Genomic DNA, 14,962 nt, shown 5'->3' with positions numbered 1-14,962 from the left:
ACTGCGATGAATTAAAAAACGCGGTGCTTGCACCGTTTTTTAAACCTTAGTTAATGACGTTTCGTCATTAAAAAAGAAATAACTAATATTGCTTAACCGCAATCAACCCCGCAAGGGCCCTTGGAGCAGGAAAATGAGAGATCGCCTTTTCCGATTCGTGTTGAACCACCCTATTTGGGTCGTTCTCTTCTCGATAATGTTCGTCGTTGGCGCAACTTACGGCGCTAAAAATCTGGTCTTCAAAAGCGACTATCGCGTGTTTTTCAGTGATGAGAATCCTCAACTGACAGCATTCGAAGCGATGCAGAAGATTTACAGCAAAAGTGACAATGTTGCTTTTGTTATATCACCTGAAAGTGGTGAAGTGTTTACTCCTAAAACCCTTGCGGCGATTCAAGAGCTGACGACTGAATCTTGGCAGGTACCCTACTCTACCCGCGTAGATTCGATTACCAACTATCAGCATACATGGTCTGAAGAAGACGATATGATCGTTGAAGATCTGGTATTAGACGCTGAAACGTTGACTGATGCGGATATGCCAAGGCTTAAAGAGATCGCTGTTAATGAACCGCTATTGGTAAACAAACTGATCTCTCCAGAGGCTCATGTCACGGTTGTAAACATCACCGTACAACTACCCGGCGTTGACCCAGTTGTTGAAGTACCTCAGGTAGTCAGTAAAGTTCGTGAAATGCGCGATGAATTTGTTCAAGCGAATCCAAACCTGAAAGTTCACCTTTCAGGCATGGTAATGATGAACAACAGCTTTGCTGAAGCATCTATTGAGGACAACGCGACGCTTGTGCCTTTGATGTTCTTAGTCGTCATCATCGGCATGGTACTTCTGTTACGCAATTTTAGCGGCACCTTAGCAACTGTTGTCGTGATCATCTTCTCTATTGCTGCAACCATGGGTTTAGCTGGCTGGACAGGCTTTTACCTAACAGGACCATCTGCAAGTACCCCAATTATGGTACTGACGTTAGCTGTAGCAGATTGCGTGCATATCCTAACAACAATGTTCTACGAGATGCGTCAGGGCGTTAAGAAAGAGAAAGCGATTCAGGACAGTCTACGGATTAACTTCCAGCCAATTTTCTTAACCAGTTTGACCACTGCAATCGGCTTTTTAAGCCTGAACTTCTCAGATTCCCCTCCATTCCGCGATCTGGGTAACATGGTCGCTGCAGGTGTAATGCTTGCCTTTATCTTCTCGGTAACAGTATTCCCTGCAATGCTGCGTTTACTGCCTGTCCACGTTAAACCGATGGAAGAAGGCAAAAATGACTTCATGCACAAATTGGCAGATCTGGTAATCTCGAAGCGTCGAGTTCTACTTCCAGCGATGTCAGTTTTAATGATTGCGGCCGTTTTCCTCGTTCCGTTAAACAAACTGAATGATGACTTCGTAAAGTATTTCGATGAAACCGTGCCATTCCGTCAGGCAACAGATTACATGCAGGATAATCTATCAGGCATGACGGCAATGGAGATCTCCATCGATACCAAAGAAGCTAGTGGGATTAACTCCCCTGCGTTCCTAAAAACAGTCGGAGATCTAACAGAATGGCTACGTGCTCAACCGGAAACTGATCACGTGAATACGTTGAGCGATATTATTAAACGCTTAAACAAAAACATGCACAGTGACGATTCTGCGTATTACAAACTACCGGATGAACGTGAACTGTCAGCGCAATACTTATTGCTGTACGAAATGTCTCTGCCTTACGGTTTGGATCTAAATAACCAGTTAAACGTGGATAAGTCTTCTACTCGCATCATCGCTACGTTCAATAATATGACCAGTACCGAGCAGATTGAGTTGGAAAGCCGCATCTATAACTGGTTTGCAGAGAATGCATCAAACTATGAAGTGGATATTGCAAGCCCTAGCCTTATGTTTGCACACATTGGCCAGCGTAATATCTACAGCATGTTGATTGGCACATCTTTGGCCCTTGTACTGATATCTGTACTGCTTGGCTTTGCATTACGTTCGGTGAAATTCGGTTTCATCAGTCTGATTCCAAACTTAGCGCCAGCGGCAATGGGCTTTGGTGTTTGGTACTTGATTGATGGCCAAGTAGGTCTAGCACTTTCTGTTGTTGCCGGCATGACACTTGGCATCGTGGTAGATGATACGGTTCACTTCTTGAGCAAGTACCTGCATGCTCGCAGAGACCGTAACAAGAACAGTAAAGAAGCTGTTGGTTATGCCTTTGCCAGCGTAGGTCGAGCACTATGGGTAACCACATTTGTATTGGTAGCAGGCTTTATGGTGTTGGCTCAGTCCACCTTTAAAGTGAACGCCGATATGGGCCTACTAACAGCACTGACTATTTTGATCGCGTTAATTGTAGACTTCCTATTCTTGCCTCCACTTCTGATGCTGTTGGATAAAACAGCAAAAGAAGAGCAAGAAGACGCAGAAAGCGATGACTCTGCACAAAACGATCCGACACAAACTGGCCCTGTACAACCAGCCAATGCAGCACTAAAAAATTCTGAAGGAGATAAAGATGACTCTGTTAACCAACCCGCTTAAATCTGTATGCATTGCAGGCATGATTCTCACTTCAGGCGTTGCTATTGCTGAAACCGCTGAAGAAAAAGGTCTACGTATTGCAGAAGAAGCTAAAGCAAGCGATCTTGGCTGGACTGATATGCAAGCGCAGATGAATATGATTCTGCGTAATAAACAGGGTCAGGAAAGCGTGCGTGAGATCCGCATGAAGTCTTTAGAAGTTGATAACGATGGTGACAAAAGCCTATCGGTTTTCGACAAGCCTAGAGATGTTAAAGGTACAGCGTTTTTAAGCTTCTCCCACCCTATTGGCGCGGACGATCAGTGGCTTTACTTGCCTGCTCTTAAACGCGTAAAACGTATTGCTTCGCGTAACAAATCCGGTCCATTTATGGGTTCTGAGTTTGCTTACGAAGATCTATCTTCCTTTGAGGTAGAAAAATACACTTACAAGTATCTACGTGACGAAGCTTGTGAAGGCGGTACGTGTTTTGTTGTAGAACAATACCCAGTGGATAAGAACTCTGGTTATACCCGACGCGTAGTATGGTTAGATCAAGCGGAGTACCGTCCGTGGAAAATCGATTTCTACGACCGTAAAGACTCTGAACTTAAGACCCTGACTTACCATGAATACAAAGAGTATGAAGGTAAGCACTGGCGTCCAGATCTAATGAAAATGGTGAACCACCAAACAGGTAAAAGCACCGACCTTACCTACGGTTCTTATCAGTTCAAAACAGGTTTAACTGATAAAGACTTCAATAAAAACACGCTAAAACGAGCGCGCTAAGATGATTAGGCAGACGTTCACGACTGCACTGGCAGCGGGGCTTTTAACAGCCCTGCCTGCTCAGGCAGAAACCTACTTTGAGTTGTCGGGTAAAGCCACCGCCGATTTACGCCTCTTCACTCAAAGCGCTCAATTCGCAGGACAAGACTACGACACCAATTTGTCATTTTCTTTCGAGCCGGAGCTTTATTGGGAGTGGAACGATGGCGCTGATAGCTTAACCTTCACCCCATTTCTTCGTGTAGATGAAAATGACAGCGAGCGAACTCACGGAGATATTCGTGAGTTAAGCTGGGTGCATGTCTCTGACGACTGGGAACTGCGTACAGGCCTACGTAAAGTCTTTTGGGGGGTTACCGAATTCCAGCATCTAGTTGATGTGATCAACCAGACAGATGGTGTCGAAGACTTTGATGGTGAAGATAAACTTGGTCAGCAGATGATCAACCTATCCCTAGTCAAAGACTGGGGCATCATCGATCTCTACCTTTTACCTGGGTTTCGAGAACGCACCTTTGCTAGCACGAATGGCCGCCTCCGCGGAGGTCTAGTAGTCGACACTGATAGAGCAACCTTTGAATCCAGCGCAGGTAATAAACATATAGATACAGCAATTCGCTGGAGCCATACGCTTGGTGATTTTGATTTAGGTGCTTATTGGTTTAGAGGCACCAACCGAGATCCTAAATTACAAGTCCAGTCAGTGAATGGCCAGACAATCTTAGTACCCCATTACGAGCAGATGAACCAGATTGGTTTTGACTTACAAGCTACGTTAGACAGTTGGCTTTGGAAGTTAGAAACCATTCATCGCGACACTAAAAGTGAAAACTATTGGGCTGCTCAAGGTGGTTTTGAATATACCTTTTACGGTATTCAAGACAGCTCTGCCGACATTGGCGTTTTACTGGAATATGGCAGGGATGAGCGAGGTAAATCAGCTGACGCTGCTATCCAAAATGACGTCTTTATGGGCGCACGATTAACCCTAAACGATGCAGCAAGCACCGAAGTATTAGCCGGTATTGGCCATGATTTGGACTACTACAGTAATAGTATGATTATTGAAGCGAGCAGACGTTTTGGTGATAACTGGAAATTAAGCTTAGATGGTCGATTCTTTTCGGCTGATAACCCAGCAGACCTGAGTTATAGCCTAAAACAAGATGACCACCTTCAACTGACTGTTGAACGTTATTTCTAAGGTTTTATTCCTGTGGATTATTGGCTGCTGGAGCAGTGAGTGCCCCCTTCAATTCCTGCTCCAGCCTGTCAATCTCAACGAGCTGCTCTTGTAACTCTTTATAACGCTCCGGATCCCAAACTATATGTTTCTTTTCCCGATCTATTTCATAGCGCGCTTGATATAGGAAGTCCATTCCAAGCAAACCATCGGTACTTCCTCCTCCCTGATAATCCAGAACACTCGCCGTGACTCCTTTACCTTTATACGGCCCAATCTCTACGCGATCGAAATGTACATTTTGTGTATCAACTAGGCTGCCATCAGCGATTCTGGCAGAACCACCTTTGCGTAATTGAGGGTTCAATGAACCTAACGCTTGTTTATGAACAACCGTATTCGAAGCGCCAGTATCCATAACCAAAGATAATTGAGCCGAACGAGCTCCATAGAAGACTTTTACAGGTAAAACGATACGGTTGGCGTGGAACTGAAAGGGCGTAATCCACTTTTTCATCGCATCTTGAATGCCAGATCTGGCTTTATCCAACTCCAATTGACGCTGTTTAAGATCAGCTCCTTGATTGAAGGCTTCGAGCTCTAAGGGATCTAGCTTATCTTTCTGTTCTTCGCGAGTTTCCATCTGATCGCGATATTTAAGAGGAATTTTCGAAAGGCGATCCACAAACACTTTACGACCATTATCATCTACATATTCGTAGATCCGCGCTTCGGCCAAGGTCGGCATAATCAATAAAGCGCTTAATAGCGGTGTTAACAGAAGTTTTCTATCCATGATTATCCTTCCTATAAGTGTTTAGTTAAAAAATTGGCTAAGTCCATTCAGCATAAACAACACAACAATTGCCATAAAAACTAAGGCAAAACGCATGACTAAACAACGTGTACAGTTTTTCTTAGCCATCAACCCTAGCCTCCTGCCAATTTGACGGTAAAGCCTTCTTTTTCCAGCAACGTTTTAAGTTTATCTCGCTGATCACCTTGGATCTCTACAATCCCATCTTTCAATGCACCACCGGTACCGCAAACCTTTTTAAGCTTTTTAGATAAAGCTTTAAGCTCTTTTTCAGGCAGAGGAATACCCGTAATAGTCGTTACACCTTTACCCTTTCGGCCTGAGGTTTCGCGGCGGATACGGACGATGCCATCTAAATTATCCAGTCTGTTTTTATCCTCCAGCTCTGCACATACGCATTCAGATAAAGCTTCACCACAGCCAGAACAAAGCTGCCCTTTTTCTGTGGAATAAACCAAACTACCTAATTGATCTTTTAATGAAGCCACTGGATAAGCCTTTTCTCGATGTAAAAACCTTATTATATGAGAAATTCCTGCTGGCCCCTAACTTAAGCCGCCAATTTGTCGAGCGAGGTAGGTCGCGTAGTTATCTGTCATGCCACTAATAAAATCTAAAGCGCGCATATAGGCTTTATAAAGCGGCAGCTTCGGCGATGGAGCGTGAATCCCCATCAAACTGATAATGCGATCGCTACGATAGCTCAAACCTTCGCCCTGTAATTGATAGTTGTCATATACAGCATGGCAAAACGCTTCGAGTAATACCCCTAGGGTTGTATACGCACCAACTTCTAACTCGGTTTTTCGGGTATCAGGGAATACCTTTTCTCGTGCTAATTTTTTAGCTTGATACAGGCCATCTCGCACACCGGGATCACCATCAGCTAAAAGCTCGCCAGTGTATTCACCGCGCATAATCAAATACTGGTTATCCATATAAGCTTGAACCGCAGAACTCACCATATGCTTCATCGCCATACCTCTTAATGCCGAGATCTTACGACGTGCAGACGCTTGAGAGGTAAAAATCTCTGCTTCATAAGAGGTATCACCACAGAGTGTGAGTAAGATCGGTTTGATCTCATCGAAGGTCAAAATATTCAGCTCAATAGCATCTTCCAGATCTAGAATGGCGTAGCAGATGTCATCAGCAGCTTCCATCAAATAGGTCAGCGGATGGCGACACCAGCAGCCTTTAGACTTCTCAATTAAACCTAATTCTTTACCTAACTTATTTAGTATTTCGACTTCGGTTTGATAGGCGCTGAATTTACCTTTATCCCCTGCATAATCAGCACTCCAAGGATATTTTAAAAGCGCGCCAAGGGTTGGATAAGTTAAACGCAAACCGCCATCAAACAGGTGATTTTCAATACGCGTAACAACTCGGAAGCCTTGGGCATTACCTTCAAAGGTCATCAGATCTAGGCGTTCTGAGTCAGAAAGATTTTCCAGCAGTGCACTGTTTTCTTGGCGTTTAAACCAATCCCTTATTGCATACTCGCCCGCATGCCCAAATGGAGGATTGCCAATATCATGTGCTAAGCAGGCCGATTGTACGATCATTCCTATATCGTAGGCCGTTGCCCACTCCGGAAGCTGATCCTGAATTAACTCCCCTACGCGTATACCTAAGGTTCTTCCTAAACTTCCCACCTCAATAGAGTGGGTCAAACGCGTGTGGATATGATCATTCAAGGACATCGGATGAACTTGTGTTTTTCGCCCTAAGCGTCTGAAAGCACTGGAGAAAATTATCCGATCCTGATCTTTATGAAAATGGCTTCTCCCAAACTCATCTTCAGTTACTTCTGCATGGCCGTAACGCTTGGTTGTGAGTAACTTTTGCCACTGCATTTCCATGTTGTACTCTCCGCTCAGCAACTTCATTCAGACTCATATTGTCGGCCATTTACAGGCTTTCTATATAAGCTTTTTGGTTAACCATACGCGTAATTGATTACGCTTCTGCTATCAGCTTTTTAGCCTCCTCGCCAATCGCTTTTAACGCTTCTTCTGTTTTTTCAGTCAACTTTTTGGAAAAGCTTAATCGAACAAAATTACGATACTTACCTGACGCAGAGAAGATAACCCCAGGCGCAATGCTCACTTGTTTTGCCTCTAGCCTTTTATTTAGTTTTATTGAATCGACTGCTACAGGAAATTCCACCCAAAGCAGATAACCGCCTTCGGGGTAACTCATACGAGTGCCTTCTGGGAAGTAACGTCTGACAAGGTCGATCATCATATCCCGGCTATGGTGATATTGAGCTCTCACCTTTCTAAGGTGGCGCTCGTAATATCCCTTAGCAATAAACTCAGCAACTGCTTCCTGCTGAACTGGAGGGTTACTCACAGTCGAAACAAACTTCTTATGCAGTACCCTTTCAGTACATTGGCCAGGCGCGACCCAACCTAATCGCAAACCATAAGCAATGGTTTTAGAAAAAGAGGAACAAAGCAGAACACGACCTTCTTCATCAAAGGATTTAATCGTTCTCGGACGAGGTGATTTATAGAAAAGATCGCCGTAAATATCATCTTCGATGATCGGAATATCATACTGCTGCGCCAGTCTAAGCAGCTCTTTCTTGCGGCTTTCAGGCATAGTATATCCAAGTGGGTTATTGCAGGTTGGAGTTACCTGAATCGCCGCGATAGGCCACTGCTCTAATGCCAATTCTAATGCTTCTAAACTGATGCCCGTTTCAGGGTGCGTCGGAATCTCCATAGCTTTTAATCCCAGCGCTTTAATAGCCTGAGTCGAACCATAGAAACTGGGTGAATCTGTTGCTACAACATCACCTGGTTTTGTAGTTGCTCTCAAACTGCAAACTAGAGCTTCCTGACAACCGCTGGTAATAATGATGTCATCGGGATGAAGCTTACATCCCGAATCTGAAGCTAGTCGCGCTATCTGCTTACGTAGCTTCTCACTCCCCTGAATCTCACTGTAATTGAGAAATTGTTCTGACTGTAAGCCCGCTGAATTGGTTAGCGCTTTCAGTAAGGGCTTTAATGTCGGAGTATTAATTTCGGGGCTCGCAGTCCCTAAAGCAATGTGTCCATGTCCTTTGGCACTATTTAGAAGATGATAAACCTGCTCCCAATGTGACACTTCTAGGGGACGCTGTGCCGGTCGGCTCACTTCTGGTAATTCCGGCGCCTCTCCTCTGGACTTTACGTAGTACCCAGATTTAGGCCTGACTTCAACAAACCCATTCTCTTCTAGGCGAAGATAAGCTTCTTGAACTGTCGAAATACTGACTTCTCTCTCTTTGCTTAACGATCTTATAGAAGGCAGCTTGCTCCCTACAGGGTAATACCCTTGCTCTATACGCTTAATCAAAGCTTCTTGGAGCTGTTCATACAGTTTCATTACAAATGACCATTACAGTGAAATATTACAGTACAGATAAAATAAAAATTAGCATCACAGAAATAATTTTACAAATCTGTAACGCCTAAATAATAATTTTCTAAATCTGTATACTATTTACCGCCTAATTTAACATTACTCCATGATCAGAAATCAATATCTGTACATATTTTAAAGTATACAAACAGACCTTAAACACTACAGATAAAGGAGTACAAACAATGCAACGCCACTTAAAACTATCAAGCTTGTTATTAGGAGGGCTGCTGCTTAGCGGTTGTGATAGCAGCTATCATGCATTTGACGGTAAAAGCGGCTTCAGCTTTACACCGATCAATAGCGATGAATACAGCGTAGAATACTTTGGGGACAAAAAGAGCAGTCAGAAAGATGTCGAAACAATGTGGCATCATGCGGCAAGAGAACTGTGCCGAGGCGGAGCATATCAGCATCAGATCTTTTCGCGCACTTCTGAAAAGCAAGCGTTAAAACAGTACGGTGGCGGAAACATACTCCCCCCAGAAAGCACTACCTATCAAGTTAAAGGGGATATCCTCTGCCTTGCTCCTAATTTAGCAAACAAGGCAGTAATCAAGGATAGAGTATTACTTGGCAAACACTTTTCCTCCGATCAACTTGAAAGCGGGAGCGCCACGAATTAATGCTTCACGCGCAAACACCATCTGACATCCCGGACATTCGCAAGGAGTCTTGGTATGGTCTTCATTGATACGCTCTTTGAAACACTTTACTAAGGCTCCTTTTCCTCCTTTACGATACTTGAATAACAACGCCTTACATTTAGCGCAATACACATCTACCGTAGTTGTTGGCCCTTTCTTATTAGGCTTTGCCATACTTCCTTTATTTCCTTAAAAACCGATCCCTTCGCTGACCCAGATCGTTATTAGCCAAATACTTAGTAATTTAGTCCGCTATTATCTATTCTCTCCAAGAAAATTGGCATAAAAAAAGCGGACATAAATGCCCGCTTTAAAAACCTAGTTTCTTTTACGTTTTAAACTGGTTTACCAAAGTTGTTAAGCGCTGTTCGAGCTGCGACATTTCCGCAGTGGTCGCAGATAGCCTATCGGCATTACCACTCGCTTTTTCAGAGATATCAGCAATGTGCTGAATACTTCTGCTTAGCTCATCTGCCACAGCTGTTTGCTGTTCTGCAGCAGTCGCTATCTGAGTACTCATGCCACTGATATCACTAACTGACGTAGTTATTGTGTTTAACTGATCCCCAGTATGACTCGCTTTTTCAACTGTGCGATCTGTTTGTTCACGGCTACGCTCCATCTCCTGAACAGCTTGACGGGCACCTGATTGAAGCTTTTCAATCATCGATTGAATTTCATCTGTGCTCTGCTGTGTTCTGTTGGCTAGCGTTCTTACTTCATCCGCCACAACAGAGAAACCACGGCCTTGTTCACCCGCCCTTGCAGCTTCAATCGCGGCATTTAAAGCGAGTAAATTGGTTTGGTCTGCAATCTCTTTGATGACATTAATAACCGTACCAATGTGCTCAGAATCACGATCTAACTGACCGATAACATCAGCCGCATTATTCACGCCGCTTTGTAATGACTGAATTGAGTTGATGGTTTCATTAACAACGATCTGACCACCCTGCGCGGAATCATCTGCAGTTTGCGCAGAGTGCGAGGCATTGGTTGCGTTTGTAGAGACCTCTTGCACAGCGGCAGCCATTTGGTGAATTGCAGCAGCCACCTGCTCGGTTTCTTGGCGCTGATCATTAACCTCTTGCCTAGTATCATCAACTACGCCAGTCATTCGAGCCGTTGCTCTTGAAAGTTCTTCGATTGAAGATTTAACTTCAACAATGAGTGACTGAATTTTAGCTGCGAAAGAGTTAAATCCATGCGCTAACTCACCCACTTCACCTTTAGCACTAGTATCTAAACGCTTACTAAGGTCACCTTCCCCTTCGCCTATATCTTTCAGAGCAGCCGCTGCAGCCGCCAATGGATTGGCAATACTATTTGCCATCATTACTGAGACTAAGCCGAAGACAATCACAAAGCCGCCACCGATCATTAAAATAAACAGCATGGTATTTGTGATCTCAGCTTCTAGTTTTTCCGTTGCCGCAGCAACCTGATCTTCAATATCATCTATATAGAAACCGGTACCTACCATCCATTCCCAATTATCTAGACCAATGGCATAACTCAACTTATCCACATCAGCATTTTTAGATGGTTTAGTCCAAACGTAAGTTAGATAACCGCCACCTTTTTTAGCGGCTTTAATTAGCTCTTCAATGATCAGTACGCCATTTTTATCTTTAAGCCCCATCAGGTTTTTACCCCGCAACTGTGGCTTCGGACGAGTAGCTAAATTGGTACCATCATACTTGTAGGCAAAAATATAACCGTCACCTTTCTCGCCATACGTCAGCTCGGTCAAGATATTCAATGCTTGCTCTTGCGCGTACAGATCCTCTTTACCTGTCCCCTCATAAATATGCTTAATTGATGATGTTGCTAGATCAACATAGCTCTTTAATGACTCTTGCTTGCTCGCCATTAATTCGGAGCGTAGCTCCTCAATTTCATGCTCACCGAGCGCTCTTAGTTGAAAATTTACAACGACCATGACGACAGCTAATACCGCAATCAACGGTATTAGTGTTAATAAAAGCATTTTATGTTTTAACGCCATATTGCCCATGAGTTAACCCACTCCAACTCTTGTCTTGCGGCTTAGGGCATATAGGTATGCACCTTAGAATGTCCGTATTTCAGACCGCATTTATAGTTATTGTTACGCAAAGCAGTGTTGTCTAATTTGGTTTTCTTAACACAGTCTATGCGGCTTTTAGTTCTATACAGTTTCCATCTGGATCTTCGATGTAAACTGAACTACCAAAGCCTGTTGCACCATTTCTCTTCTCAACCCTTCCATAAGGCACTCCCTCCCTCCCCAGAAAAGGAAATAACACTTCGGGTTCAAATGGTTTAATCCTCAAACAAAAATGATCTAGATTTGAGTGCTCGCTCCGTTCTTTAACCGGCTTAATATCAATTAGAGAGTCTCCAGCTCTAAGTTGATATAACAGAGGGCTTTCTACCTTACGAATCAGTTCACAGCCAAGCACACGGACATAGAAGTCTAAACACGCTTCCTCATTGAGGGTGTTTAGAACAATGTGATCTAGCTTTTCAATCGTAAAGCTCATAAGCGCCTCCAATAGAGCGCAGTATTCAAATCATAGAAACGGCTCAACAGTACTTAGGAGTTACATACTCTACTACTATAGAACGAATCTCAAAGATAGCAAAACTCTTTTGATATCAGATAATTGCTTAAAAGATAACCAATAGGTAAATCACCCGAAATGAGTGGGAAATAACTGAGGTGACGGCGGGTTTGATAATTAGGTAATATGCCAACAAATAAATCTAATTGTTGATAAGACTATGTTTAAAAAATTTCTCGCTATTTTCACACTTACGTTTTCTCTTATAAACGTAGCTTTAGCCGATCAAGCTAACCCACAGGTTGTTATGAAAACCAATTTGGGTGACATCAAATTAGAACTTTATCCGGAAAAAGCACCGATCACGGTTAAGAACTTCCTAGATTATGTGGATAACGGATTCTATGAAGGCACTATTTTTCACCGAACTATTGCAGGCTTTATGATTCAAGGTGGTGGTTTCACTCAAGATCTAGAGCAAAAAGAAGTTCGTGATCCAATTAAAAATGAATCAGCAAATGGCTTAAGCAACTTACAGGGAACAATTTCAATGGCACGTACCAATTTCCCTGACAGTGCTACATCACAGTTTTTTATCAATGCAGTGAATAACTATAACCTTGATGCACGCGGCAGACGCCCAGGCTACGCGGTATTTGGTAAAGTTACTGACGGCCTTGATCTAGTAGTTCGTATCAGCCGCAGCCCAACAGCGCCGAAAGGCGGTCACCGCAATGTCCCACAACAAGCAGTGATCATCGAGAAGATTGAACGTTTAGGTTCCGAATCAAAGTCGAACTAAACGAAGACGGTTAGCATTACTTACAACTGTCACTGAAGACATGGCCATAGCAGCACCTGCTATGGCCGGATTCAGCAGAATACCTGCCACCGGGAACAATATTCCCGCCGCAACGGGGATAGCTAAGCCGTTGTAAATAAATGCTCCAAACAAGTTCTGACGAATATTTCGAACCGTTTGTTTAGATAAGTTAATAGCCTTTTCTACGCCTTTTAAAGAGCCTGAAATCAAAGTCACGTCAGAACTCGCTATCGCAATATCAGAGCCAGAGCCTATCGCATAACCAAGATCAGCCTGCGCTAGTGCCGGCGCATCATTAACACCGTCACCGACCATCGCCACGACTTCACCTTGCTCTTGCAAACGTTGAATAACGGCCTGCTTTTCCTCAGGTCTCACATCCGCGAAAACTTTATCAATCCCCACTGACTTTGCCACAGCATTCGCTGTTTTACTGTTATCCCCAGAGAGTAAAACAACGTTTAAACCTGAAGCTTTAAGCGCACTAATCGCCTGTTCAGAATCTTCTTTAATTGGATCTGCAACACCAAACAACGCAACCAGCTGATTATTCTGAGCAACAAAGACAAGGGATTTAGATTCGTTACTCCATTTAGAAACCACTTCTGTTACTTCGCTACAATCAACTTGGTTTTCGTCCATCCATGCTTGATTGCCGATATACCATCTGCCAGAGTTGGTTTCGGCAATGACCCCTTGCCCAGATACATTCTGAAAATTCGAAACGTCTACTGACAGTTCCCCAGTTCCAAACTGCTTCACCAATGCAGCAGCCAACGGATGCTCCGAATGAGCCTCAATAGCCGCCACTGTTGTTCTAACCATGGTCTGATCATCATGCAAAAACAACTGATCAGTAACTACAGGTTCGCCTTGGGTCACTGTACCGGTTTTATCTAACACAACGACCGAGATTCTTTCGGCTAACTGCAGCGCATCTGCATTACGAATCAAAATACCGTTTTGTGCGGCTTTACCTACAGCCACCATAACAGACATAGGTGTAGCCAAACCCAAAGCGCAAGGACAAGCAATTATCAGCACTGTCATCATAGTAATTATGGCGTAGGTCAACTGAGGCTCTGGACCAAACCACCACCAAATTAATGCCGTAATAACAGCCAAAGCCATTACGACGGGAACAAAAACAGCTGCAATTTTATCGGCTAATTTACCAAGCTCCGGTTTACAGTTTTGAGCTTCACGCACCGCTTCGATGATCTGTGCAAGAACAGTTTGAGAACCAATCTGCTCTACTTTAATCAGCAAGCTTCCTGATCCATTCAATGTCCCACCCACTACAGAGTCACTTACTTCTTTGTTCACCGGCATTGACTCGCCGGTTAACATAGATTCATCTACGTAACTGCTGCCAGACATCACCTGACCATCAATCGGCACTCGCTCTCCAGGACGCACACGGATTTCATCACCCAAAGCAAGGAGTTCAACGGTTACTTCTTTTTCCTCACCATCGCGCACACGAAGCGCTGTAGCAGGACGAAGATTCATAAGGCTTCGAACAGCATCACCGGTTTTCTTTCGTGCTCGCGCCTCCAATGCCTGCCCGAGTAGAATAAAACCAAGAATCATCACAGAAGCTTCGTAATAAAGGTGGCGCGCTTCCATAGGCAGCTCGATACCGACTACAGAAACGAGCAATAGACCGGTAGAGTAGATCCACGCAGCCCCTGTCCCTAAAGCGATTAAGCTATCCATATTAAATCGGCCCAGAAAAGCCGATTTATAAGCTCCTTGATAGATATGACCCGCACAGAAAAACATCAAAAGCAGCGCAGCAACACCTGTCACCGCTCCTAACCATAACCCTGACGTTGTTTTGATATCAGGCATCATGCCAAGCCAGCCTTGAAGCATTAACAGAGCCCCAAAAGCCAAACCAATAACACTGCGCTTAAGCGTTATCTGATACTGTCCGTTTTCTCGCGCTTCAATCTGTTCGAAATCAGTTTCATCAGTAATTTCTTCTGCACCATATCCAGCACTTTCGACTGCAGCGATAACCTGCTCAACACTAGATTTTGAGGAAACACTTAAGCTTCGATCAGCAAAATTAACCGCAAAGTCCTCAATTACATCTGCTTGCTGTAAGCCTTTTTCCAATGACCTAACACAGCCTGCACATTTAACACCTTGCAAAGACAACCGATAAATCATGATGAAACCTGTCGTATGGTTAATAGAT

12 protein-coding genes are annotated in these 14,962 nt (G+C 43.9%); 5 read left to right on the top strand and 7 right to left on the bottom strand.

Annotated features, from left to right (window positions below):
• Window positions 1-133: 133 nt before the first annotated feature.
• The 3 genes from ACMXYT_RS05130 to ACMXYT_RS05120 are packed head-to-tail and all read left to right on the top strand — an operon-like array spanning window position 134 to window position 4,527.
• Window positions 134-2,551, top strand: coding sequence for an efflux RND transporter permease subunit (locus ACMXYT_RS05130; RefSeq protein WP_415900507.1), 2,418 nt, complete (start codon window positions 134-136; stop codon window positions 2,549-2,551).
• Window positions 2,526-3,323, top strand: coding sequence for an outer membrane lipoprotein-sorting protein (locus ACMXYT_RS05125; RefSeq protein WP_415900506.1), 798 nt, complete (start codon window positions 2,526-2,528; stop codon window positions 3,321-3,323). Before ACMXYT_RS05130 ends, ACMXYT_RS05125 begins: the two co-directional genes overlap by 26 nt.
• A 1-nt stretch (window position 3,324) precedes the next feature.
• Entirely contained in the window at window positions 3,325-4,527 is a 1,203-nt protein-coding gene (locus tag ACMXYT_RS05120) for a hypothetical protein (protein ID WP_415911948.1), read from the top strand.
• A 4-nt stretch (window positions 4,528-4,531) separates the two neighbouring features.
• Here the strand turns inward: ACMXYT_RS05120 and ACMXYT_RS05115 are convergent, their stop codons facing one another.
• From ACMXYT_RS05115 to ACMXYT_RS05100, 4 genes are all read right to left on the bottom strand, one after another.
• Entirely contained in the window at window positions 4,532-5,302 is a 771-nt protein-coding gene (locus ACMXYT_RS05115) for a retropepsin-like aspartic protease (protein ID WP_415900504.1), read from the bottom strand.
• A 134-nt stretch (window positions 5,303-5,436) separates the two neighbouring features.
• Window positions 5,437-5,811, bottom strand: coding sequence for a translation initiation factor Sui1 (locus ACMXYT_RS05110; RefSeq protein WP_415900503.1), 375 nt, complete (start codon window positions 5,809-5,811; stop codon window positions 5,437-5,439).
• A 57-nt stretch (window positions 5,812-5,868) separates the two neighbouring features.
• Complete coding sequence (locus tag ACMXYT_RS05105; protein ID WP_415901098.1) at window positions 5,869-7,188, bottom strand: deoxyguanosinetriphosphate triphosphohydrolase; 1,320 nt, start codon at window positions 7,186-7,188, stop codon at window positions 5,869-5,871.
• A gap of 97 nt (window positions 7,189-7,285) precedes the next feature.
• Window positions 7,286-8,704 carry a PLP-dependent aminotransferase family protein gene (locus tag ACMXYT_RS05100; RefSeq protein WP_415900502.1) on the bottom strand — a complete coding sequence of 473 codons (1,419 nt, stop codon included), beginning with the start codon at window positions 8,702-8,704 and terminating at the stop codon, window positions 7,286-7,288.
• Between the two features lie 221 nt (window positions 8,705-8,925).
• Here ACMXYT_RS05100 and ACMXYT_RS05095 point away from each other — a divergent pair, with 221 nt between their 5' ends.
• Window positions 8,926-9,366, top strand: a complete 441-nt coding sequence (locus ACMXYT_RS05095; RefSeq protein ID WP_415900501.1) for a hypothetical protein — start codon at window positions 8,926-8,928, stop codon at window positions 9,364-9,366.
• 349 nt (window positions 9,367-9,715) lie between these two features.
• Here the strand turns inward: ACMXYT_RS05095 and ACMXYT_RS05090 are convergent, their stop codons facing one another.
• Both ACMXYT_RS05090 and ACMXYT_RS05085 read right to left on the bottom strand, forming a co-directional pair.
• Window positions 9,716-11,404, bottom strand: coding sequence for a methyl-accepting chemotaxis protein (locus tag ACMXYT_RS05090; protein WP_415911947.1), 1,689 nt, complete (start codon window positions 11,402-11,404; stop codon window positions 9,716-9,718).
• 136 nt (window positions 11,405-11,540) lie between these two features.
• The gene (locus ACMXYT_RS05085) at window positions 11,541-11,912 is read right to left on the bottom strand and encodes a VOC family protein (protein WP_415892089.1); all 372 of its coding nucleotides are present in this window, start codon (window positions 11,910-11,912) and stop codon (window positions 11,541-11,543) included.
• Window positions 11,913-12,153: 241 nt separating this feature from the next.
• On the opposite strand from ACMXYT_RS05085, the gene ACMXYT_RS05080 reads away from it, so the two are divergent.
• Complete coding sequence (locus ACMXYT_RS05080) at window positions 12,154-12,735, top strand: peptidylprolyl isomerase (protein ID WP_415900498.1); 582 nt, start codon at window positions 12,154-12,156, stop codon at window positions 12,733-12,735.
• Here the strand turns inward: ACMXYT_RS05080 and ACMXYT_RS05075 are convergent.
• Window positions 12,721-14,934 carry a heavy metal translocating P-type ATPase gene (locus ACMXYT_RS05075; protein ID WP_415911946.1) on the bottom strand — a complete coding sequence of 738 codons (2,214 nt, stop codon included), beginning with the start codon at window positions 14,932-14,934 and terminating at the stop codon, window positions 12,721-12,723. The two genes, ACMXYT_RS05080 and ACMXYT_RS05075, sit on opposite strands and share 15 nt — an antisense overlap.
• Window positions 14,935-14,962: the final 28 nt, after the last annotated feature.

This window comes from Neptuniibacter sp. QD37_11, assembly GCF_047778105.1.
GTDB lineage: Bacteria > Pseudomonadota > Gammaproteobacteria > Pseudomonadales > Balneatricaceae > Neptuniibacter.
This window is presented reverse-complemented; position numbering and strand designations above follow the sequence as displayed.